Genomic DNA, 21944 nt, shown 5'->3' on the forward strand with positions numbered 1-21944 from the left:
GCAGCGCGGTCTGCATCAGACATCGCGCAGCTGGAATGCAACAACGCCGGGCATGCCCGGCGTCGCGCGGTTATTCTTCGTCGCTCTTGCGACGCTTCTCTGCGGCCAGCGTATCGGGCAGGTCGCGCAGGATGTTGTCGATGTGCTCACCACGATCGACCGAGTCGTCGTAGTGGAAATGCAGTTCGGGCACGTGGCGCAGCTTCATCGCCCGGGCCAGGTCCATGCGCAGGCGATAGCCCAGCTCGCGCAGGCCCTTCACTGCTTCGGCCGAACGTTCCGGCATCAGCGCGGTGACGAACACCTTGGCATGGGCCATGTCGCGGGTGATTTCCACGTCGGACACGCTCACCGAGGGCAACCCGTGCTCGCGCACAGCGTTGTGCACCAGGGTGCCGAGTTCACGGCGCAGCTGGGCGGAGACACGGTCGGTTCGATGGAAGGTTTTGGGCACGCGGTCAGGCTCTTGATGTGAATGTGACCCGACCAAGGTCGGGCCCTACCAGGGATGGTAACCCGACCAAGGTCGGGCCCTACCAGGGGCGAAGACCCGACCAAGGTCGGGCCCTACCAGGGCGGTGACCCGACCAAGGTCGGGCCCTACCAGGGATGGTAACCCGACCAAGGTCGGGCCCTACCAACGGCGGTGACCCGACCGAGGTGGGGCCTTACCGGGGTGGCGGACCGGTCCGTGAGGACCGGCCCCTTGCAGCATTACAGGGTGCGCGGCACTTCGATACGCTCGAAGCACTCGATCTGGTCACCCGGCTTCACGTCGTTGTAGGCCTTCACCGCGATACCGCATTCGGTACCGTTGCGGACTTCCTCGACGTTTTCCTTGAAGCGGCGCAGCGATTCCAGCTCGCCTTCGAAGATGACCACGCTGTCGCGCAGCACGCGGATCGGCTTGTTGCGCTTGACCACGCCCTCGATGACCATCGAGCCGGCAACGGCGCCCAGCTTGGAGCTGCGGAACACGTCGCGGACTTCGGCGATACCGATGATCTCTTCGCGGATTTCCACGCCCAGCAGACCGGAGGCCACCTGCTTCACCTGGTCGATCACGTCATAGATGATCGAGAAGTAACGCAGGTCCACGCCGTTGGATTCGATGATGCGACGGGCCGAAGCATCCGCACGCACGTTGAAGCCGATGACGGTGGCCTTCGAAGCAGCCGCCGAGTTGGCGTCCGATTCGGTGATGCCGCCCACGCCGGAGTGGATCACGTTGATGCGGATGTCTTCGTTGGACAGCGCGACCAGTGCCTGGCTCAGCGCCTGCACCGAACCCTGCACGTCGGCCTTGATGACCAGGTTGAGGACCTGCTGGCCCTCGCCCTTGCCCAGGGTCGCCATGATGTCTTCCATGCGGCTGCCAGCGGTGGCCACCAGGCGCGATTCACGGCGCTTGGTCTCACGCTGCTGGGCAACGTCCTTGGCCAGGCGCTCGTCCTCGACCACCACGAAGTCATCACCGGCTTCCGGCACGCCGGACAGGCCCAGGACCTGCACCGGGATGGACGGCCCGGCGAATTCCGGCTGCTTGCCGGTTTCGTCGAACAGCGCACGCACGCGGCCGTACTGGATGCCGCACACCAGGTAGTCGCCCTTCTTCAGGCGGCCCTGCTGCACCAGCACGGTAGCGACCGGGCCACGGCCCTTGTCCAGCGACGATTCGATCACCACGCCCGAGGCGCGGCCTTCGTCGACAGCCTTCAGTTCCAGCAGTTCGGCCTGCACCGACACGGCGTCCAGCAGGTCATCGATGCCCAGGCCGGTCTTGGCCGAGATCTCCACCATCTGGATGTCACCGCCGAACTCTTCGGCCACGACCTGCTCGGACAGCAGCTCGTTCTTGACACGCATCGGGTCGGCGCCGGACTTGTCGATCTTGTTGATCGCCACGATCAGCGGCACACCGGCCGAGCGGGCGTGCTGGATCGCTTCCTTGGTCTGCGGCATGACGCCGTCGTCGGCCGCCACCACCAGCACCACGATGTCGGTCAGCTTGGCACCGCGGGCACGCATCGAGGTGAACGCGGCGTGGCCCGGGGTATCCAGGAAGCTGATGACGCCCTTGGGCGTATCAACGTGGTACGCACCGATGTGCTGGGTGATGCCGCCGGCTTCGCCGTGGGCAACCTTGGTACGACGGATGTAATCCAGCAGCGAGGTCTTGCCGTGGTCGACGTGGCCCATGATGGTGACCACCGGCGGACGCTGCACGGCTTCGCCCTGGTTTTCACCGGTCGAGGCCAGCAGTGCGTCTTCGGCGTCGTTGTCATTGGCACGGATCGCCTTGTGGCCGAGTTCTTCGGTCACCAGCGCAGCGGTATCGTGGTCGATGGACTGGGTGATGGTGGCCATCACGCCCATCTTGAACAGCGCCTTCACCACCTCGCCGCCCTTCAGCGCGAGCTTCTGCGCCAGGTCGGCCACGGTGATGGTCTCGCCGATCGCCACTTCACGCACGACCGGTGCGGTCGGACGCTCGAAGGCGTGCGGACCGGCGTTGTTGCCGCCACGCGACATGTCACGACGGCCGCCGCTCTGGTTGCGACCACCCGGACGACCACGGTTGTTGCTGTTGTTGCTGTTGCCACGACGCGCACGGTCGGCCGCCGACAGATGCATCTGGCCGGCAAAGCGATCGCCCGGGCCACGCTCGTTGCGCGGCGCGCTGCGGTTGTTGCGGTCGTCGCTGCGCGGCGGCGGCGGCGCACTGCGCGGCGCAGCCGGAGCGGCGGCCGGCGTGCGCGGCGGACGCGGCGCGGTTTCATCGATCGGTGCGCGCTTGGGCTTGGTGGCGGCAGCCGCCTCGGCAGCCTTGGCGGCAGCCGCGGCTTCTTCGGCAGCCTTCTTTTCGGCCTCTGCGCGTTCCTTGGCCGCAATCTCTTCCTCACGGGCACGGACGATGGCTTCGTCGCGCAGACGATCCTTCTCGGCCAGGGCCTGCTGTTCGGCAAGGTTGCGGGCGCGCGACTCTTCCAGCTTGCGCAGGATGTCGGCGCGCTCTTCGTCCGGTGTCATCGGGCGAGCACCATCCTTGACGTAGGTACGCTTCTGGCGCACCTCGACATTCACGGTCGTCTTGCTGCGACCGGAATTGACCGTCACTTCCTGCTGTTTCCGGCGGTTGAGGGTGATCTTCTTTGCAGACTGATCGGTCTCTTCCGGGGCCTGCTCGGGCTTGCCGTGCGAACGACGAAGGAAGCCCAGGAGCTTCACCTTCTCGGTGCTGGTCACGACCTGGTCGGGACCGCTGAACTTCATGCCGGCACCGGCCAGCTGTTCCAGCAGTTTCTCGACCGGTGTGTTGACCAGTTCGGCAAGCTTGCGGATGGTGGTTTGCTGCGACATTCGGATCCTATGATCTTGTGGGCGCCCCCCCGCAGATGGAGGTGGCGCGGATTCTACGCCCTGATCGGCTCAGGGCCCTGTTCATTGCCGGCTCATTCGCCGCGTTCCAGTCGGGCGATCTCCTCGGCACGCGCGGCCAGGATCAGCGCCGCGGCGCGCTCCTGGTCCAGCCCTTCAATGCCGAAGTCCATGACCTCGTCGGCGGCCAGGTCGGAAAGCTCCTCGCTGGTACGCACGCCGTGGCCGGCCAGCGCATACGCGGTGGCTTCGTCCATGCCCTTCAGGGACAGCAGGTCCTGCGCCGGCTGGCCGTCTTCAAGGCCTTCTTCGACTGCCAGGGCCTCATTGAGCAGCGCATCGCGGGCACGAGCGCGCAGCTCTTCGACGATGTCTTCGTCGAAACCTTCCACGGCCAGCAGTTCGCCGACCGGGACATATGCAATTTCTTCGACCGTGCCGAAGCCTTCGGTCACCAGGATGCCGGCGATTTCCTCGTCCACTTCCAGCTTGTCCATGAACAGCTGGCGGGCCGAAGCCTGCTCGGCTTCCGACTTGGCGGTGACCTGGTCCTGGGTCATCACGTTCAGCTGCCAACCGGTCAGGCGGCTGGCCAGGCGCACGTTCTGGCCACCCTTGCCGATGGCCTGGGCCAGACGGTCCTCGGCCACGGCCAGGTCCATCGAGTGCTTGTCTTCATCGACGATGATCGACTGCACTTCGGCAGGCGCCATGGCGTTGATGACGAAGTTGGCCGGGCTTTCGTTCCACAGCACGATGTCCACGCGCTCGCCATTGAGCTCGTTGGACACGGCCTGCACGCGCGAACCGCGCATGCCGATGCAGGCACCGATCGGATCGGTACGGGTATCGTGGGCCAGCACGGCGATCTTGGCGCGGTCGCCCGGATCGCGGGCACAGGCCTTGATTTCCACCAGGCCCTGGCCGACTTCCGGCACTTCCAGCTTGAACAGCTCGATCATGAATTCCGGAGCGGCGCGGCTGATGAACAGCTGCGGGCCACGGGGTTCCGAACGCACTTCGGCCAGGTAACCGCGCACGCGGTCGCCGGCGCGCAGCACGTCGCGCGGAATGCCCTTGTCCTTCGGAATGAAGCCTTCGGCGTTACCGCCCAGGTCCACGTAGATGTTGCCGCGCTCGGCGCGCTTGACCACACCGGTGATCAGCTCACCCACGCGGTCCTTCCACGCATCGACCACCTGCTGGCGCTCGGCTTCGCGCACGCGCTGCACGATCACCTGCTTGGCGGCCTGGGCGGCGATGCGGCCGAAATCGGGGTTTTCGATCTGCTCTTCGATGTAGTCGCCGACGTCCACGCCTTCGGCTTCGTCGACGGCGTCCATCAGGCGGATCTGCCGGTCCGGCGACTCCATGACCACGTCATCGGCCACCACTTCCCAGCGGCGGTAGGTTTCGTAGCTGCCATCCTTGTGGTCGATGACCACGCGGGTCAGCACTTCCTCGTCGGGATAGCGCTTCTTCGCTGCCGAGGCCAGGGCGGCCTCGATGGCATCGAAGATCACTTCACGCGGCACGCCCTTTTCGTTGGCGACCGCGTCCACTACCAGCAACAGTTCCTTGCTCATTGGCTCACTCCGCGCGCGGCTTCTTTGCCGCCGGCTCGTTGGAAGAAGAATTCTTGTCCGTCTTCGGACGCTTCGGCGCCGGGCCGGTCGGCTTGCTCGGGGCCAGGCCCAGGGCAACCCAGTCCGGCATGATCCGGGCCTTGTCGATGTTGTCTGCCGAGACCACCACTTCCGTCTTGTCGACGATGAAGGTGATGGTGTCTGCGGCCTCGTCGGTCGCCTCGATGCGGCCCTGCAGGCGACGACGGTTGTCCTGCGGCAGCTTCAGCACGACCTTGGCCATTTCGCCCAGGTGACGGCCGAACTGTTCCAGGTTGAACAGCGGGCGATCGACGCCCGGCGAAGACACTTCCAGCGTGTAGTTGCCGCTGATCGGGTCTTCCACGTCCATCTGTGCGGACACTTCGCGGCTGACCCGCTCGCAGTCGTCCACGTTGATGATGCGCTCGGGCTGCTCAGCCAGCGGCACGTCGATGTAAAGACGCAGGGTTGCACCGCCGGGGGCCGGCAGATATTCAACGCCCAGCAGCTCCAGGCCCAGCGACACAACGGTCGGGGCGAGCAGATTCGCGATGTCGGTTGCCTTGTCGCTCACAGCCTGCCTTGATCTCTTGGTTGGGTGCCGGCCACGGCCGGCGGGGAAACATGACGCCCCGGAAACGACAAAGGGCCCGCAGGGCCCCTTTTCCGGAAAGACTCCGGTGACTGGATTCCGGTTGCAGCGCCGTGTGTCAGCGCGCTGCGGCCCTCCTTCCGGGTCCGGACTCCCGATGGGAGACCGCCTTCAGGGGTAGTGCTAGGCCGCTGATGATAGCGGTTGCACCGCGCTGGTGCAAGGTACGGGCCAGGGGTCAGATCCCTTTTCCGCACCGGCAGTCGAGCATGGCTCGACGCTACAAGTACGCGGCCCCCAAAGAAAAACGCCCTCGAAGCAGGACTTCGAAGGCGCTCTCTTTACTTGGTAGCGGGGGCAGGATTTGAACCTGCGACCTTCGGGTTATGAGCCCGACGAGCTGCCAGACTGCTCCACCCCGCATCAGAAGCGGAATTATGAGCGATGGCTTCAAAACATGCAAGCCTTCCCTCATTCATCAAACCGGTTGGCGCCGATATGAAGTTGGTAGCGGGGGCAGGATTTGAACCTGCGACCTTCGGGTTATGAGCCCGACGAGCTGCCAGACTGCTCCACCCCGCACCGGAAGTGTTTGAACTGCTGCCCTGCTCTTTCGAGGAGGGCTACCGCAACGATGTTCTGGCTGAACCGCTGCAGTGACAACTCAGGCTGCGCATATTACACGAATCGCGCAGCTTTGTGTCAACTTTTATGCAAGATGCGCAAAAGCCTTCTGGCACCACAGCATGATCGGGTTCCAGGACAGGCCCAGGGCCAGCAGTGCCAGCGCGTTCACGCCCAGCACCACGCCCAGCACGCGGTCGTTGCTGCGCGGCATGGCCTCGCCCACCGGCTCATCGAAGTACATGACCTTGATGACACGCAGGTAGTAGAAGCAGCCCACCACGGCGCACAGCACGCCCAGGATGGCCAGCCACAGCAGGCCGCCGTTGACGGCAGCGCCCAGCACGGCCAGCTTGGTCCAGAAGCCCAGGAACGGCGGAATGCCGGCCAGCGACGCCATGATGCACAGCACCAGGCCGGCCATCCACGGGTTGCGGGCGTTCAGGCCCTTGAAGTCTTCGATGTTCTCGGCTTCAAAGCCCGCACGCGACAGGGCGATGATCGCACCGAAGGCGGCGGTGGACATGATGGCGTACGCCAGTGCGTAGAACAGCGCGGCGGCATAGCCCTGCGCGCCGCCACCGGCGATACCCATCAGCAGGAAGCCGATGTGCGAGACCGTGGAGAACGCCAGCATGCGCTTCAGGTTGCTCTGCGCGATGGCCATCAGGTTGCCCAGCACCAGCGACACCGCGGCCAGGCCGCCGATCAGCAGCTGCAGCTCGGTGGACAGCGGGCCCACGCCCATTTCCAGCAGGCGGTAGGCCATGCCGAACGCGGCCAGCTTCGGCGCCGAGCTGATGAACAGCGCGATCGGTGCCGGGGCACCCTGGTACACGTCGGGCAGCCACATGTGGAACGGCGCGGCACCGAGCTTGAAGGCGACGCCAGCGATCATGAACACCGCACCGGTGATCAGCAGCACGCGCTCTTCCGAGTGCGGGATGGCATCACGGATGACGTCCAGATGCAGGCTGCCGGTGGCGCCGTAGATCAGCGACATGCCGTACAGCAGCAGGCCCGAGGCCAGCGAACCGAGCACGATGTACTTCATCGCCGCTTCCGAGGCCAGGCCGTTGTCGCGGTTGCTGGCCACCAGAGCGTAGGAGCACAGGGCCAGCAGTTCCAGGCCCAGGTAGACCATCAGCAGGCTGCCGGCCGAAACCAGGATCATCATGCCGGCGGTGCCGAACAGGATCAGCACCGGAATTTCGCCCTGGAACAGGTTGCGGTCACGCAGGTAGCGCCAGCCGTACACCAGGGTCAGGCCGCTGAGCAGCACGATGCCGGTCTTCATGACGTCGGCGGCCGTGTCGCGCACGAACATGCCGTGGAAGACCTCGCCCTGCCCGCCCACGCCGGTAGCCAGCATGAACAGCACCACGGCCAGCGCCGCGAGCGAGAACAGATGGGTGACGATCTTGTTCCGGTTGCTGACGAACAGGTCGAGGATCATCAGGGCGAAAGCGCTGCCGATCAGCACCAGCTCGGGGGCGAGCGGTGGCAGGTCAGCGGCGGTCAATGGCAGCAGCGGCGAGGTGGTCATCATCAAATCCTGGAATTACAGCAGCTTGCTGGATGCGATCTGCATGGCCAGCTTGGCGATCGAGGGCTCCATCAGGTCGGTCAGCGGCTTGGGGTAGATGCCCAGAGCCAGCACGCCGACGGCGAACACGCCCAGCACCAGCCATTCGCGGCCGTTGATGTCCTTCAGTTCGGCCACGTGGCTGTTGGCCACTTCACCGAAGAAAATGCGCTTGTACAGCCACAGGGTGTAAGCCGCACCGATGATCAGGGTGGTGGCCGCGCCCAGGGCAATCCACGGGTTCCGCTGGAACGCCGACAGGATGACCATGAATTCACCGACGAAACCGCTGGTGCCCGGCAGGCCGGCATTGGCCATGAAGAACAGCATGGCGAAGGTGGCGAACCAGGGCATGACATTCACCACGCCGCCGTAATCGGCGATGCGGCGGCTGTGCATGCGGTCGTACAGCACGCCCACGCAGGAGAACATCGCACCGGACACGAAGCCGTGCGAGATCATCTGCACCATCGCACCCTGCAGGCCCAGGCGGGCGGCGTCGGCGTTGCCGGCCTCACGCACCAGCCACAGGGCAATGAAGGTGCCCAGGGTGACAAAGCCCATGTGCGCGATCGACGAATAGGCGATCAGCTTCTTCATGTCGTCCTGCACCAGGGCAACCAGGCCGACGTAGATCACCGCGATCAGGGACAGGGCGATGACCAGCCAGGCCCACTCGTTGGACGCGTCCGGCACGATCGGCAGGTTGAAGCGCAGGAAGCCGTAGCCACCGATCTTCAGGGCGATGGCGGCCAGGATGACCGAACCGGCGGTCGGCGCTTCCACGTGCGCGTCCGGCAGCCAGGTGTGCACCGGGAACATCGGCACCTTCACCGCGAAGGCGATCAGGAAGGCGAAGAAGATCCACGTCTGCTCGGTGGCCGACAGCTGCAGCGCGTACAGGTCGGCCAGCTGGAAGCTGCCGCCCTTCATGTACAGGTAGATCAGCGCCACCAGCATCAGCACCGAGCCGAGGAAGGTGTACAGGAAGAACTTCAGCGCTGCGTAGATGCGGCGCGGGCCGCCCCAGACACCGATGATCAGGAACATCGGGATCAGCATTGCTTCGAAGAACACGTAGAACAGCATCGCGTCGGTGGCAGCGAAGATGCCGACGGTGACGCCTTCCAGGATCAGGAAGGCCGCCACGTACTGGTTCACGCGCTTGTTGATCGCGCTCCAGGCACCGATCAGCGCGAGCACGCTGACCAGGGTGGTCAGCAGGATCAGCGCCACGGCAATGCCGTCCACGCCCAGGTTGTAGCCGATGTTGTACGCCGGGATCCACGCGTGGGTCTCGACGAACTGCAGGGCATCGATGCCCGGATCGTAGCCGGCCAGCAGCGGCAGGCTTGCCGCGAAGGTCAGCAGCGCGACGCCCAGCGACGCCCAGCGGGCGGTCTGCGCATCACGGATCGCAAGAATCAGGGCACCGCCGATGATCGGCAGCCAGATGAGGACACTGAGTAGGGGCCAGTTCGACACGTCTTCTTATTCCGTACAGGTCATCAACGCAGGTAATGCATCAGCACGCCCAGCAGGGCAATCAGGCCGATGATCATCGCGAAGGCGTAGTGATAGAGGAAACCGGATTGGGTACGACGCAGCACGCCGGCTGCAACGTCCACAACACGTGCCGAGAGATTGACCACGCCATCGACGATGTTGCTGTCGATCCAGCGCGACACCTTGCCGAGCTTGACGCTGCCGCCGGCAAAGCCATCGATCCACAGCTTGTCGAAGCCGTACTTGTTTTCCAGCACCGACACCAGCGGGGCGAAGGTCTTGCGTGCCTTGCCCGACAGGTCCGGCTTCCACAGGTAGAACAGCGCGGCCAGCAGGAAGCCCGCCAGGGTCAGCCAGAACGGCGGCAGCATCATGCCGTGCAGCGCGAACTTGACCGGACCGTGGAACTCTTCACCCAGGAAGGCCACGGTGTTCTTGGCCGGATCGTAGAAATCGACGATGCCGGTGAAGAACGTGTTGACCTGGCCCTTGATGGCCGCGTGCGCGTGGTGGCCGGCCCAGTCGGTGCCATGCAGCATCGGACCGATGCTGAAGAAACCGATGGCGATGGACGGAATGGCCAGCAGGATCAGCGGCAGGGTCACCACCCACGGGGTTTCGTGCGGCTCATGCGGACCGTGGCCATGGCCGTGGTCGTCATGGGCATCGCCGTGGTGCGCATCAGCATGATGGGCATCGGCCGCGTGGTGATCGTCATGGCCGTGGCCATGGTCGTCGTGGTGCGCGTCACGGAAGCGCTCCGGACCGTGGAAGGTCAGGAACAGCAGGCGGAAGCTGTAGAAGCTGGTGACCAGCACGCCACCCAGCACCGCCCAGTAGCCGTAGGTGGCCACCCAGGTGTGCTGCATGTGGGCGTGGATCTCGGCCGCCTCGATGATGGTGTCCTTCGAGTAGAAGCCGGAGAAGAACGGCGTACCGACCAGGGCCAGCGTACCGATCCACATGGTGATGAAGGTGATCGGCATGTACTTGCGCAGGCCGCCCATCTTGCGCATGTCCTGCTCGTGGTGCATGGCGATGATGACCGAACCGGCACCCAGGAACAGCAGCGCCTTGAAGAAGGCGTGGGTCATCAGGTGGAACACGGCGGCCGAGTAGGCCGACACGCCCAGTGCCACGGTCATGTAGCCCAGCTGCGACAGGGTCGAGTACGCGACCACGCGCTTGATGTCGTTCTGCACGATACCGATCAGGCCGGTGAAGAAGGCCGTGGTGGCACCGATGAACAGGATGAAGTTCAGCGCGGTCTGCGACAGCTCGAACAGCGGCGACATGCGGGTGACCATGAAGATACCCGCGGTGACCATGGTCGCGGCGTGGATCAGTGCCGAGATCGGGGTCGGGCCTTCCATCGAATCGGGCAGCCACACGTGCAGCGGAACCTGGGCCGACTTGCCCATGGCACCGATGAACAGGCTGATGCAGATGACGGTGGCGATCGACCAGACCACCGGCGCGCTCAGCAGCTGCATGCCGAACAGGGTGCCGTCCCAGATCTGCATCTTGGCTTCAGGGCTGGCCAGCACGCCGGCCTGCGAGAACACCTGCGAATAATCCAGGGTGCCGAACACCCACAGCACGCCGGCGATACCCAGCAGGAAGCCGAAGTCACCGACGCGGTTGACCAGGAACGCCTTCATGTTGGCGAAGATCGCGGTCGGGCGCTTGAACCAGAAACCGATCAGCAGGTACGACACCAGGCCCACCGCTTCCCAGCCGAAGAACAGCTGCAGGAAGTTGTTGCTCATCACCAGGGTGAGCATCGAGAAGGTGAACAGCGAGATGTAGCTGAAGAAGCGCTGGTAGCCCGGGTCTTCTTCCATGTAGCCAATGGTGTAGATGTGCACCAGCAGCGACACGAAGGTGACCACCACCATCATCATGGCGGTGAGCTTGTCGACCATGAAACCGACGTGGGCCGAGTACTGGCCGACTTCGAAGAAGGTGTACAGGTTCTGGTTGAACGGCTGCGCGCCGCCCCACAGCAGCTGGTACAGCGTGTACATCGACAGGGCGCAGCTGATGGCCACGCCGAGGATGGTGACGGTCTGCGCGCCGAAGCGCTTGACCTGGCGACCGAACAGGCCGGCGATGATGCTGCCGAACAGCGGTGCAAGCACCACTGCGATCAACAGACTCTTGGAGAGAGTGATTTCCATCTGTGGATCAGCCCTTCAACGAATCGACTTCGCCGACATTGATCGTGCGGCGGGTACGGAACAGGGTCACCAGGATCGCCAGGCCGATGGCGGCCTCGGCAGCGGCGACGGTCAGGATGAAGAACACGAACAGCTGGCCGGACGGATCACCCAGCTGGCGGGAGAACGCAACGAAGTTCACGTTCACCGACAGCAGCATCAGTTCGATCGACATCAGCAGCACGATGACGTTCTTCCGGTTCAGGAAGATGCCGGCCAGGCTGATGGCGAACAGCACCGCGCCCAGCGCAAGCATGTGGCCAAGGGTAATCACGGCTGGGTCTCCTCGCCGGCGGCCGGCTTGCTGTTGCTGTGCACGACCGGCTGTTCTGCGCCCATCTTGACCATGCGCAGGCGGTTGCCGGCCTTGACCATGGTCTGGTCGCCCGGGTTCTGGCTCTTCACGCCGGTACGGCGGCGCAGAGTCAGCATGACGGCGGCCACCACGGCCACGGTCAGGATGACGGCGGCGAACTCGAACGGCAGCAGGTATTCGGTGAACAGCGTGCGTGCCAGCCAGGTGATGTTGGAGCTGTCAGCCGCCAGCGCGGCAGCGTTGTCGGCCGGGAAGGCGTTGACCGCCCTGCCCTTCACGCCGATCAGGATGAGCATCTGCACCAGCATGGCCACGGCAACCACCAGGCCCACCGGCAGGTAACGCACCCAGCCTTCGCGCATCTTCGTGGGGTCGATGTCCAGCATCATCACCACGAACAGGAACAGCACCATCACCGCACCCACGTAGACCAGCACCAGCGCCACGCCGAGGAATTCGGCGCCCACCAGCAGCCACACGCAGGCAATGGAGAAGAAGGTCAACACCAGGCAGAGCACGGCGTGAACCGGGTTGCGCACGCTGATCACCGCACCGGCCGAAACCGTTGCCGCGATGGCGAACACCCAGAAAGCGATATTTACCCAATCCATCTCTCGACCTCAGCGGTAAGCGGCATCGGCGGCACGACGCTCGGCGATCTCGGTTTCGAGACGGTCGCCCAGGGCCAGCAGCTGCGGCTTGGTAACGATGTTTTCGCCACGCTTCTCGAAGTGGTACTCGAGGATGTGGGTTTCGACGATCGAGTCCACCGGGCAGCTTTCTTCGCAGAAGCCGCAGAAGATGCACTTGAACAGATCGATGTCGTAGCGGGTGGTACGGCGGGTGCCGTCTTCGCGCTTGGCCGAGTCGATGGTGATGGCCAGCGCCGGGCAGACCGCCTCACACAGCTTGCAGGCGATGCAGCGCTCTTCGCCGTTGGGGTAACGGCGCAGCGCGTGCAGGCCGCGGAAGCGCGGCGACTGCGGGAACTTCTCCATCGGGTACATCATCGTGTACTTCGGCTTGAAGCTGTACTTCAGCGTCAGCCAAAGACCGGCCAGCAGTTCGAGCAGCAGCAGGCTCTTGAAGTAATGGGTAATCCTGTTCATCACTTAGACGCCCTTTTGAATCACGCCGAAGAACACCATGACGGCGGTAACCGCGATCCACAGAATGGCCAGCGGAATGAAGACCTTCCAGCCCAGGCGCATGATCTGGTCATAGCGGAAGCGCGGGAAGCTGGCACGGAACCAGATGTAGGCACTGGCGAAGAAGAACACCTTGACGAACAGCCACGGTGCACCGCCCTTCCAGATCCAGTCGACCAGCGGCGAGATGTTGCCCAGGTCGACCCAGCCCTGGATCGGGCTCAGCCAGCCGCCGAGGAAGAAGATCGAGATCAGGAAGCTGATCAGGATCATGTTCGCGTATTCGGCCAGGAAGAACAGCGCGAAGGCGCCGCCGGAGTATTCGACCATGTGGCCGGCCACGATTTCCGATTCGCCTTCCACCACGTCGAACGGCGCGCGGTTGGTTTCAGCCACGCCCGACACCCAGTAGATGACGAACAGCGGGAACAGCGGCAGCAGGAACCAGTCGAAGAAGCCGGAGCTGCCGGCCTGCGCCATCACGATGTTGCTCAGGTTCAGGCTGCCAGCGGCGATCATCACGCCGACCAGGGCGAAGCCCATGGCGATTTCGTAGCTGATCATCTGTGCCGAGGCGCGCATCGCACCCAGGAACGCGTACTTCGAGTTGGATGCCCAACCGGCCAGGATGATGCCGTAGATGCCCAGCGAGGTCATCGCCAGCAGGTACAGCAGGCCGGCATTGGCGTTGGACAGCACGATCTGCGAATCGAAGGGCACCACCGACCAGGCCGCGAAGGCCGGGGCCAGGGTGATCAGCGGCGCCAGCAGGAAGATCGCCTTGTTGGCGCTGCTCGGCTGCAGCACTTCCTTGAACAGCAGTTTGAAGACGTCGGCGAAGGCCTGGAAGATGCCCATGCCCACGTACATCGGGCCGTGGCGGACGTGCATCCAGCCGATCAGCTTGCGTTCCCAGACCACGTAGAAGGCCACCGAGACGATCACCGGCACGGCGATCACCAGGATCTTCAGGATGATCCAGATCAGCGCGCCGATGTCACCCAGGGCAAGCAGCCACTGGTGCAGCGGGTCGACCGCGTTCAACAGCAATTCGTTCATGCAGCCACCACCGATACGCGAGCGGCACCCAGCGGCGCGGTCGCGCCGTGGCCCGATTCAATCCAGACCGAACCCGCAGCGACGCGGGCGTCGACCACCACCGGCAGGGTGGCCTTGCCGGCATCGGTGCCGACCTTGGCCATCTGCCCTTCCTGCAGCTGCAGGCGCGCGGCATCGTCAGCGTTCAGCACGATGCGCGGGGCGTTGTTCAGCGGGTGCGACTGCAACGCCGGCGCGCGGCGGACCACCGCATCGGTGCGGTAGATCGCAGCGGTCGAAGCCACTTCCAGACCTTCGCCGGCAACGGCCGGCTGGGCCGAAGCGGCCACGGCGACCGACACCGGGGCCAGGCTGGCGCGCAGGCCGGCCAGGTCGGTGAAGTCGAAACCGGCCAGGGCCATGTCACCGCCCAGCGCACGCAGCACGCGCCAGCCTTCACGTGCCTCGCCCGGCAGCTTGCCGCCGGCACGGGCCGACTGCTCGCGACCATCGAGGTTGGTCAGGGTGGCGTCGACTTCCGGCAGCGCGCCGATCGGCAGGATGACGTCGGCAACGTCGCGGGTGGAAACACAGGCGAACTGGCTGAAAGCCACCACCTTGGCACCGACCAGCGCCTTGCGCGCGGCCGGGGCGTCGGCGAAGTCCAGGCCCGGTTCCAGGCCGTACACCACGTAAGCCTGGCGCGGCTGCGCCAGCATGGCGGCCACGTCCTTGCCGGCCGGCAGCACGCCGGCGCGGGTCAGGCCCACGGCATTGGCGCCCTGCGGGATGCGGCACAGCTTGGCACCGGTGGCGGCAGCGAACTCACGCGCAGCGGCGCGGATCGCGGCGGCCTGCGGGTGGTTTTCGGCGATGCCACCGACGATCAGCACGGTGTTGGTACCGCCCTGCACTGCCGAACGCAGCTCGGCGTCGGCCAGCGCTTCGACGAACTTCGACGGTGCCACGATCTGCTTGCCGGCGATGCCGAAGGCGAAGTCGAAATCAACCGGGTTGATGACGTGGATCTTCGCGCCCTTGGTGGTCTGCGCCTTGCGCAGGCGGGCGTGCAGCAGCGGCAGTTCGTGGCGGATGTTGCTGCCCAGAACGACGATACGGTCGGCGCCTTCGATCTCGGCCAGCGGCAGGCCGAAGACTTCGGCGGTGGCGGCGTCGGAGAAGTCGCGGTTGTTGATGCGGTGGTCGATGTTGTTCGAGCCCAGGCCCTTGGCCAGGCGGGCCAGCAGCGCGCCTTCCTCGTTGGAGGTGGACGGATGCACCAGCACGCCCAGGTGGTCACCCTGGTGCGCCTTGAGGATCTCGGCGGCCGCGGCCAGGCCTTCAGCCCAGCTCACTTCCTTCCACTCGCCATTGACCTTGCGCAGCGGCTTGACCGCACGGTCTTCACTGTACAGGCCCTGGTGCGAATAGCGGTCGCGGTCGGACAGCCAGCACTCGTTCACCGCTTCGTTGTCGCGCGGCACGGTGCGCAGCACTTCGCCGCGACGCACGTGCAGGAACAGGTTCGAGCCCATGGCGTCGTGGTAGCCCAGCGATTCGCGCGCGGTCAGTTCCCACGGGCGGGCGCGGAACTGGAACACCTTGTTGGTCAGCGCGCCGACCGGGCAGACGTCAACCACGTTGCCGGACAGTTCGGTGGTCAGCGGCTTGCCGTCGTAGGTACCGATCTGCAGGTTCTCGCCGCGGTACATGCCACCCAGTTCATAGGTGCCTGCCACGTCGGCGGTGAAGCGCACGCAGCGGGTGCACTGGATGCAGCGGGTCATTTCGGTGGCGACCAGCGGACCCATGTCCTCGTCGGGCACCACGCGCTTGCGCTCGTTGAAGCGGCTGACCGAACGGCCATAGCCCAGCGAAACGTCCTGCAGCTCGCACTCGCCGCCCTGGTCGCAGATCGGGCAGTCCAGCGGGTGGTTGATGAGCAGGAACTCCATCACCGAACGCTGGAACTTGAGCGCCTTCTCACTGCGGGTGGCGACCTTCATGCCGTCCATCACCGGGGTGGCGCAGGCCGGCGCCGGCTTCGGCGACTTCTCCACGTCCACCAGGCACATGCGGCAGTTGGCGGCGATCGGCAGCTTCTCGTGGTAGCAGAAGCGCGGAATGGAGATGCCGGCCTTGTCGGCGGCCTGGATGATCATCGAGCCCTTGGGCACGACCAGCGACTTGCCATCGATCTCGATGGTGACGTGATCGGGTGGGACGCTCGGATTTACGGGTTGCGCGCTCATGCAGCGGCTGCCTCCACCTTCTTGCCGTCAACCATCGAATGACCGTTGACGATGTAGTACTCGAACTCGTCCCAGAACTGGCGCAGGAAGCCCTGGATGGGCCATGCAGCCGCTTCGCCGAACGCACAGATGGTGTGGCCTTCGATCTGGCCGGCCACTGCCTTCAGCTGGTGCAGGTCTTCCATCGTGGCCTTGCCGGCGACGATGCGCTCCAGCACGCGGTGCATCCAGCCGGTACCTTCGCGGCACGGGGTGCACTGGCCACAGGATTCCTTGTGGAAGAACTGGCTGATGCGGCAGGCGAACTTGACGCAGCACACGCTGTCATCCAGCACCACGACGGCGCCCGAACCCAGGCCGGAGCCCAGCGCACGGATGGTGTCGTAGTCCATCGGCAGGCCCTTCAGCTCGGCTGCGGTCAGCACCGGCATGGACACGCCGCCCGGAATCGCGCCCTTCAGGGTGCGGCCCGGACGCAGGCCACCGGCCATTTCCAGCAGGTCGTCGAAGGTGGTGCCCAGCGGCACTTCGAAGTTGCCGCCGTTCTGCACGCAACCGGACACCGAGAAGCACTTCGGGCCGCCGTTGCCGGTCAGGCTCAGACCCTTGAACCACTCCGGGCCGTTGCGGATGATCGCCGGCACCGAACCGTAGGTTTCGGTGTTGTTGATGGTGGACGGCTTGCCGTACAGGCCGAAGTTCGCCGGGAACGGCGGCTTGTAGCGCGGCTGGCCCTTCTTGCCTTCCAGCGATTCCATCAGCGCGGTTTCTTCGCCGCAGATGTAGGCGCCGGCGCCCAGGGCACCGTAGATGTCGATGTCCACGCCCGAGCCCATCACGTTCTTGCCCAGCCAGCCATTTGCATAGGCGTCGGCCAGGGCCTGTTCGAAGTGCTCGAACGGCTCGTGGTGGAACTCACCGCGCAGGTAGTTGTAACCCACGGTCGAGCCGGTGGCGTAGCAGGCGATCGCCATGCCTTCCACCACCGAATGCGGGTTGTAGCGCAGGATGTCGCGGTCCTTGCAGGTGCCCGGCTCGGATTCGTCCGAATTGCAGAGGATGTACTTCTGCATGTTGCCCTTGGGCATGAAGGACCACTTCAGGCCGGTCGGGAAGCCAGCGCCACCGCGGCCACGCAGGCCGGAGGCCTTGACCATCTCGATGACCTGCTCCGGCGGGATCTTCTCTTCGAGGATCTTGCGCAGGGCGGCGTAGCCACCGGTCTTCAGGTAGCTTTCGTACGACCACGGGGTGTCGTAATGCAGGGTGGTGTAGACCACCTGGTGCGGCAGCGGCGCGGGGCCGACCGGACCCTTGGATTCGTGGTGATGTGCCATGCCCTTACTCCAGCCCGTCCAGCAGCTCGTCGACCTTTTCCAGGGTCAGACGCTCATGGTAGTGACCGTTGATGACCATCATCGGTGCGCCACCGCAGCCCGCCAGGCACTCTTCCTCGCGCTTGAGGTAGACGCGGCCGTCCGGGGTGGACTGGCCGTGCTTGATGCCCAGCTTCTTCTCGCAATGGCGCACGATGTCTTCGGCGCCATTGAGCCAGCAGCTGATGTTGGTGCAGATGGCCACGTTGTTGCGGCCCACCTTCTCGGTCTCGAACATCGAGTAGAAACTGGCCACTTCGTAGGCCCACACCGGCGGCAGGTCCAGGTACTTGGCCACGCCGGCGATCAGCTCGTCGGTCAGCCAGCCCTCGTTCTGCTCCTGGGCCGCATGCAGGCCCTGCAGCACGGCAGAGCGCTTGCGGTCCGGCGGGAACTTGGACAGCCAGTGATCGATGTGAGCGCGGGTCTTGTCGCTCAGCACCACCATCGGGTCGACGTCGCGCGCCGCCTCGAAATTACCTGTCGCCTTCATCGGCCGACCTCAGCGAAATGCATAACGTGAAATTCCAGAGACTGCGGCGCCGGCTTGCGCCGGCTGCCTGCAGCGGGCGTTGGCGTGGCGGACGGCATTACCGGTCAACCTCGCCGAACACCAGATCGTAGGTACCGATCATGGCCACCACGTCGGCCAGCATGTGGCCGCGCACGATCGAATCGATCGAGGACAGGTGGGCGAAGCCGGGGGCACGCAGGTGCACGCGGAAGGGCTTGTTGGCGCCGTCGGAGACCAGGTAGCAGCCGAACTCACCCTTCGGGGCTTCCACCGCCGAATAGGTTTCACCGGCCGGCACGCAATAGCCTTCGCTGAACAGCTTGAAGTGGTGGATCAGCGCTTCCATGTCGTCCTTCATGTCCTCGCGCTTGGGCGGAGCGACCTTGAAGTTCTTCACCATCACCGGGCCCGGGTTGGCCTTCAGCCACGCCACGCACTGCTTGATGATGCGGTTGGATTCGCGCATTTCGGCAACGCGGACCAGGTAACGGTCGTAGCAGTCGCCTTCCTTGCCCAGCGGGATGTCGAAATCGACGGCATCGTACTTGGCGTACGGACGCTTCTTGCGCAGGTCCCAGGCAACGCCCGAGCCGCGCAGCATCACGCCGGTCATGCCCCACTGGTGGGCCAGTTCCGGGCTGACCACGCCGATGCCGACCGTACGCTGCTTCCAGATACGGTTGTCGGTCAGCAGGGTTTCGTACTCGTCAACGCGACCCGGGAACTCGTTGGTGAAGTTCTCCAGGAAGTCCAGCAGCGAGCCTTCACGCGAAGCATTGAGCTGCTTCAGCGCCTTGCCCTTGTGCCAGCGCGATTCCTTGTACTTGGGCATGTGGTCCGGCAGGTCGCGGTAAACACCGCCCGGACGGTAGTACGCCGCGTGCATGCGCGCGCCGGAGACCGCTTCGTAGCAGTCCATCAGCTCTTCGCGCTCGCGGAAGGCGTACAGCATGACCGCCATGGCGCCCAGATCGAGCGCGTTGGAGCCCAGCCACATCAGGTGGTTCAGGATGCGGGTGATTTCGTCGTACATGGTGCGGATGTACTGCGCACGCTCGGGCGCTTCGATACCCATCAGGGTTTCGATCGCGCGCACGTAGGCGTGCTCGTTGCACATCATCGACACGTAATCCAGGCGATCCATGTAGCCGATCGACTGGTTGAATGGCTTGGACTCGGCCAGCTTTTCGGTACCACGGTGCAGCAGGCCCACGTGGGGGTCGGCACGCATGATCGTTTCGCCGTCCATTTCCAGGATCAGGCGCAGCACACCGTGGGCGGCCGGATGCTGCGGGCCGAAGTTCATGGTGTAGTTGCGGATTTCCTGCCGGCTTTCGGCGGGGTTGCTGGCGAAGGCTTCGCCAGCCTGGTGTACGTGGCTCACTTCACTGCCTCCTGCGCGCGCTCACCTTCTGCGGTCTGCAGACGGGCGTCGTCGCGGATCACGCGCGGCACGCCGACCCGCGGCTCCACCGAGGTGACCGGTTCGTAGATCACGCGCTTCTTTTCTTCGTCGTAGCGGACTTCGACGTTGCCGATCAGCGGGAAGTCCTTGCGGAACGGATGGCCGACGAAACCGTAGTCGGTCAGGATCCGGCGCAGGTCCGGGTGACCTTCGAAGATCACGCCGTACAGGTCGAACGCTTCGCGCTCGAACCAGTTCAGGCCCGGCCAGATGCCGGTCAGCGAGGACACCACCGGCAGTGCTTCGTCAGGGGCGAAGCAGCGCAGGTGCAACATCAGGTTGTGCTGGTACGAGCGCAGCTGGGCGACCACGGCGAAACGCTGGGTCGGCATGTGCTGCGGGCGGGCGCCATCGGCACCGTTCTCTTCGCTGGGGAACTCGCCCCAGGCGAAGCGGCCCTGCGCCTTGCCTTCCACGCCACGGCTGAAGCCCTGCGAGGAAACGTCGGCGGTGTCCCATTCGTCCGAGCCGTAGCCCAGGTAATCGACGCCGCACAGGTCCACGGCCTGCTCGAAACCAAACTCGTCACGCAGCGCCAGGGCAGTGGCGTGCCACTGAGCCGCAGGCACCTCCAGCGTCACTTCGCCGCGGGGTTCGACCACGATGACCTTCGCACCAGCGAAACGTGCGGAGAGTCGGTCGATGAAGGATGCTTGCTCTGCCATGGGGGCTTGGCGCGCTCTTGTCAGGTGAAAAGGGTCAGCGGGCGATGGTCTGTGTACGCCAGATCTTCTTCTGCAGCTGCAGGATCCCGTACACCAGCGCCTCGGCGGTCGGCGGGCAGCCCGGGACATAGACGTCCACCGGCACCACGCGATCACAGCCGCGCACGACAGAATAGGAGTAATGGTAGTAGCCGCCGCCATTGGCGCAGCTGCCCATCGAGATGACCCACTTCGGGTCCGGCATCTGGTCGTAGACCTTGCGCAGCGCCGGGGCCATCTTGTTGACCAGGGTGCCGGCCACGATCATCACGTCGGACTGACGCGGCGACGGACGGAACACCACGCCGTAGCGGTCAAGGTCCAGACGCGCCGCACCGGCGTGCATCATTTCCACCGCACAGCAGGCCAGACCGAAGGTCATGGGCCACATGGAGCCGGTGCGCGCCCAGTTCAGCAGGGCATCGACACTGGTGGTGACAAAGCCCTTTTCCAGCAGGGGGTTGTCGCCTTCCGGCCGCAGGATGTCATCCACCCGCCCTTCCGGGACCGGGTTGTTCATGAGGCCATCGAGAGTCTGAATCACTCCCATTCCAGCGCTCCCTTCTTCCAGACGTAAATGAAACCGAGGAACAGCATGCCGACGAACAGGCCCATGGTGACGAGCGAACGGGCGCCCAGCTCCATGAAGACCTGGGTCCACGGCACGATGAAGATGATTTCCAGGTCGAAGACGATGAACTGGATCGCGATCAGGTAGTAGCGCACGTCGAACTTCATGCGCGCGTCTTCGAAGGCCTCGAAGCCGCATTCGTACGGCGACAGCTTTTCCAGATCGGGGCGGCGGGGGCCGAGGAATCGACCAATCAGCATCAGCGTGATGCCGATACCGGTGGCGACGATCAGAAACAGCAGAGACGGCAAATATTCGGCCAGCACAGCGATTCTCTCTTGCCTCTGCCGCCGCGCCTGCAGGCGCTTTGGCATGGGGGAGTGGACGGGAAACGGCTGGCGCATTGCGCGCCAGGAGAACCCGCTTTACTTACAAATGGTGCCCAAGAGGGGACTCGAACCCCTACGACCTAAGTCGCTACCACCTCAAGGTAGTGCGTCTACCAATTCCGCCACCTGGGCAAACGATCACATCAGACCAACATCCCGATGCGCCGCGTATTGTAACCGGCTTCAGTCTTTCTGGGAGCCTTCGGACGGCTTTTCTTCACCAGAAGTGGAAGTTTCCGCCTGAGCCGGCACAGTGGCGGCCGGAACCGGCGCCGCCGGGACCTCCGCAGCCTTCGGCGCAGCCGGCAGTTCACCCGCCGGGACGGCCGGGGCGCTGGCCGCCGGGGCGGACATCAGGCCCAGGTCCTGGTCGGCCGCCGGACGGGTGCCATGGCCGGCATACCAGGCCATGAACAGGCTGATGCCGAAGAACACCACGGCCAGCCACTTGGTGGACTTGGACAGGAAGTTGGACGCACCGCGCGCGCCGAACACAGTCCCCGAGGCGCCGGCACCAAAGCCCGAGCCCGCTGCCGCGCCCGAGCCACGCTGCATCAGGATCAGCGCGATCATGGCTACGGCCACCAGCACGTAGACGACATTGAGGATCAACATCAGCATTGGAAATCCGCCCTCGGACTGTTAGGCCGACGCTGAGCC

Annotated in this window: 19 protein-coding genes and 3 tRNA genes; all 22 read right to left on the bottom strand. The window is 64.6% G+C overall.

Features of this window, described 5'->3' with window-relative positions; all coding sequences use genetic code 11:
- Positions 1-70 precede the first annotated feature (70 nt).
- Positions 71-454: a 30S ribosome-binding factor RbfA gene (gene rbfA, locus C1933_RS13570; RefSeq protein WP_108750209.1), complete on the bottom strand. Its 384-nt coding sequence runs from the start codon at positions 452-454 to the stop codon at positions 71-73.
- Between the two features lie 260 nt (positions 455-714).
- A complete protein-coding gene (infB, locus tag C1933_RS13575; protein WP_108753686.1) occupies positions 715-3360 on the bottom strand; it encodes a translation initiation factor IF-2 in 2646 nt (881 codons plus the stop codon).
- 92 nt (positions 3361-3452) lie between these two features.
- A complete protein-coding gene (nusA, locus tag C1933_RS13580; RefSeq protein WP_108750211.1) occupies positions 3453-4964 on the bottom strand; it encodes a transcription termination factor NusA in 1512 nt (503 codons plus the stop codon).
- Between the two features lie 4 nt (positions 4965-4968).
- Positions 4969-5559, bottom strand: a complete 591-nt coding sequence (gene rimP / locus C1933_RS13585) for a ribosome maturation factor RimP (protein WP_108753687.1) — start codon at positions 5557-5559, stop codon at positions 4969-4971.
- Between the two features lie 364 nt (positions 5560-5923).
- Positions 5924-6000: transfer RNA gene (locus C1933_RS13590), tRNA-Met, on the bottom strand.
- An 82-nt stretch (positions 6001-6082) separates the two neighbouring features.
- A tRNA-Met gene (locus tag C1933_RS13595) sits at positions 6083-6159 on the bottom strand.
- A 127-nt stretch (positions 6160-6286) separates the two neighbouring features.
- The gene (gene nuoN, locus C1933_RS13600; protein WP_108753688.1) at positions 6287-7747 is read right to left on the bottom strand and encodes an NADH-quinone oxidoreductase subunit NuoN; all 1461 of its coding nucleotides are present in this window, start codon (positions 7745-7747) and stop codon (positions 6287-6289) included.
- Positions 7748-7762: 15 nt separating this feature from the next.
- Entirely contained in the window at positions 7763-9271 is a 1509-nt protein-coding gene (locus tag C1933_RS13605) for an NADH-quinone oxidoreductase subunit M (RefSeq protein ID WP_108750214.1), read from the bottom strand.
- Positions 9272-9294: 23 nt separating this feature from the next.
- Positions 9295-11472, bottom strand: a complete 2178-nt coding sequence (nuoL, locus tag C1933_RS13610) for an NADH-quinone oxidoreductase subunit L (RefSeq protein ID WP_108753689.1) — start codon at positions 11470-11472, stop codon at positions 9295-9297.
- Positions 11473-11479: 7 nt separating this feature from the next.
- The gene (nuoK, locus tag C1933_RS13615) at positions 11480-11785 is read right to left on the bottom strand and encodes an NADH-quinone oxidoreductase subunit NuoK (RefSeq protein WP_006381125.1); all 306 of its coding nucleotides are present in this window, start codon (positions 11783-11785) and stop codon (positions 11480-11482) included.
- Positions 11782-12438 (bottom strand): NADH-quinone oxidoreductase subunit J, encoded by a 657-nt coding sequence (locus C1933_RS13620; protein WP_108753690.1) that lies wholly within the window; start codon positions 12436-12438, stop codon positions 11782-11784. The genes nuoK and C1933_RS13620 overlap by 4 nt, the downstream gene beginning before the upstream one ends.
- Positions 12439-12447: 9 nt before the next feature.
- Positions 12448-12936, bottom strand: coding sequence for an NADH-quinone oxidoreductase subunit NuoI (nuoI, locus tag C1933_RS13625; RefSeq protein ID WP_108750217.1), 489 nt, complete (start codon positions 12934-12936; stop codon positions 12448-12450).
- A gap of 3 nt (positions 12937-12939) precedes the next feature.
- Positions 12940-14034 carry an NADH-quinone oxidoreductase subunit NuoH gene (nuoH, locus tag C1933_RS13630; protein WP_108753691.1) on the bottom strand — a complete coding sequence of 365 codons (1095 nt, stop codon included), beginning with the start codon at positions 14032-14034 and terminating at the stop codon, positions 12940-12942.
- Complete coding sequence (gene nuoG, locus C1933_RS13635; protein ID WP_108753692.1) at positions 14031-16265, bottom strand: NADH-quinone oxidoreductase subunit NuoG; 2235 nt, start codon at positions 16263-16265, stop codon at positions 14031-14033. Before nuoG ends, nuoH begins: the two co-directional genes overlap by 4 nt.
- The gene (gene nuoF / locus C1933_RS13640; protein WP_108750220.1) at positions 16262-17602 is read right to left on the bottom strand and encodes an NADH-quinone oxidoreductase subunit NuoF; all 1341 of its coding nucleotides are present in this window, start codon (positions 17600-17602) and stop codon (positions 16262-16264) included. The genes nuoG and nuoF overlap by 4 nt, the downstream gene beginning before the upstream one ends.
- A gap of 4 nt (positions 17603-17606) precedes the next feature.
- On the bottom strand, positions 17607-18134 hold the full coding sequence (nuoE, locus tag C1933_RS13645; protein ID WP_108750221.1) for an NADH-quinone oxidoreductase subunit NuoE: 528 nt from the start codon (positions 18132-18134) through the stop codon (positions 17607-17609).
- A gap of 97 nt (positions 18135-18231) precedes the next feature.
- Positions 18232-19539, bottom strand: a complete 1308-nt coding sequence (locus C1933_RS13650; RefSeq protein WP_108753693.1) for an NADH-quinone oxidoreductase subunit D — start codon at positions 19537-19539, stop codon at positions 18232-18234.
- Positions 19536-20285, bottom strand: a complete 750-nt coding sequence (locus C1933_RS13655) for an NADH-quinone oxidoreductase subunit C (RefSeq protein WP_108753694.1) — start codon at positions 20283-20285, stop codon at positions 19536-19538. The genes C1933_RS13650 and C1933_RS13655 overlap by 4 nt, the downstream gene beginning before the upstream one ends.
- 34 nt (positions 20286-20319) lie before the next feature.
- Positions 20320-20874: an NADH-quinone oxidoreductase subunit B gene (locus C1933_RS13660; RefSeq protein ID WP_079222612.1), complete on the bottom strand. Its 555-nt coding sequence runs from the start codon at positions 20872-20874 to the stop codon at positions 20320-20322.
- Positions 20865-21221: an NADH-quinone oxidoreductase subunit A gene (locus C1933_RS13665; RefSeq protein WP_079222613.1), complete on the bottom strand. Its 357-nt coding sequence runs from the start codon at positions 21219-21221 to the stop codon at positions 20865-20867. Before C1933_RS13665 ends, C1933_RS13660 begins: the two co-directional genes overlap by 10 nt.
- A 110-nt stretch (positions 21222-21331) precedes the next feature.
- A tRNA-Leu gene (locus tag C1933_RS13670) sits at positions 21332-21416 on the bottom strand.
- 51 nt (positions 21417-21467) lie between these two features.
- Positions 21468-21905, bottom strand: a complete 438-nt coding sequence (gene secG, locus C1933_RS13675) for a preprotein translocase subunit SecG (RefSeq protein ID WP_108750224.1) — start codon at positions 21903-21905, stop codon at positions 21468-21470.
- Positions 21906-21944 lie beyond the last annotated feature (39 nt).

It is taken from the genome of Stenotrophomonas sp. ZAC14D2_NAIMI4_6 (genome assembly GCF_003086875.1).
Lineage (GTDB): Bacteria > Pseudomonadota > Gammaproteobacteria > Xanthomonadales > Xanthomonadaceae > Stenotrophomonas.

Coding starts and splice junctions, on each gene's coding strand:
- infB (WP_108753686.1), bottom strand. CDS start 3,360: ATGTCGCAGCAAACCACCATCCGCAAGCTTGCCGAACTGGTCAACACA.
- nusA (WP_108750211.1), bottom strand. CDS start 4,964: ATGAGCAAGGAACTGTTGCTGGTAGTGGACGCGGTCGCCAACGAAAAG.
- nuoN (WP_108753688.1), bottom strand. CDS start 7,747: ATGACCACCTCGCCGCTGCTGCCATTGACCGCCGCTGACCTGCCACCG.
- nuoL (WP_108753689.1), bottom strand. CDS start 11,472: ATGGAAATCACTCTCTCCAAGAGTCTGTTGATCGCAGTGGTGCTTGCA.
- C1933_RS13620 (WP_108753690.1), bottom strand. CDS start 12,438: ATGGATTGGGTAAATATCGCTTTCTGGGTGTTCGCCATCGCGGCAACG.
- nuoI (WP_108750217.1), bottom strand. CDS start 12,936: ATGAACAGGATTACCCATTACTTCAAGAGCCTGCTGCTGCTCGAACTG.
- nuoH (WP_108753691.1), bottom strand. CDS start 14,034: ATGAACGAATTGCTGTTGAACGCGGTCGACCCGCTGCACCAGTGGCTG.
- nuoG (WP_108753692.1), bottom strand. CDS start 16,265: ATGAGCGCGCAACCCGTAAATCCGAGCGTCCCACCCGATCACGTCACC.
- nuoF (WP_108750220.1), bottom strand. CDS start 17,602: ATGGCACATCACCACGAATCCAAGGGTCCGGTCGGCCCCGCGCCGCTG.
- nuoE (WP_108750221.1), bottom strand. CDS start 18,134: ATGAAGGCGACAGGTAATTTCGAGGCGGCGCGCGACGTCGACCCGATG.
- C1933_RS13655 (WP_108753694.1), bottom strand. CDS start 20,285: ATGGCAGAGCAAGCATCCTTCATCGACCGACTCTCCGCACGTTTCGCT.
- C1933_RS13660 (WP_079222612.1), bottom strand. CDS start 20,874: ATGGGAGTGATTCAGACTCTCGATGGCCTCATGAACAACCCGGTCCCG.
- secG (WP_108750224.1), bottom strand. CDS start 21,905: ATGCTGATGTTGATCCTCAATGTCGTCTACGTGCTGGTGGCCGTAGCC.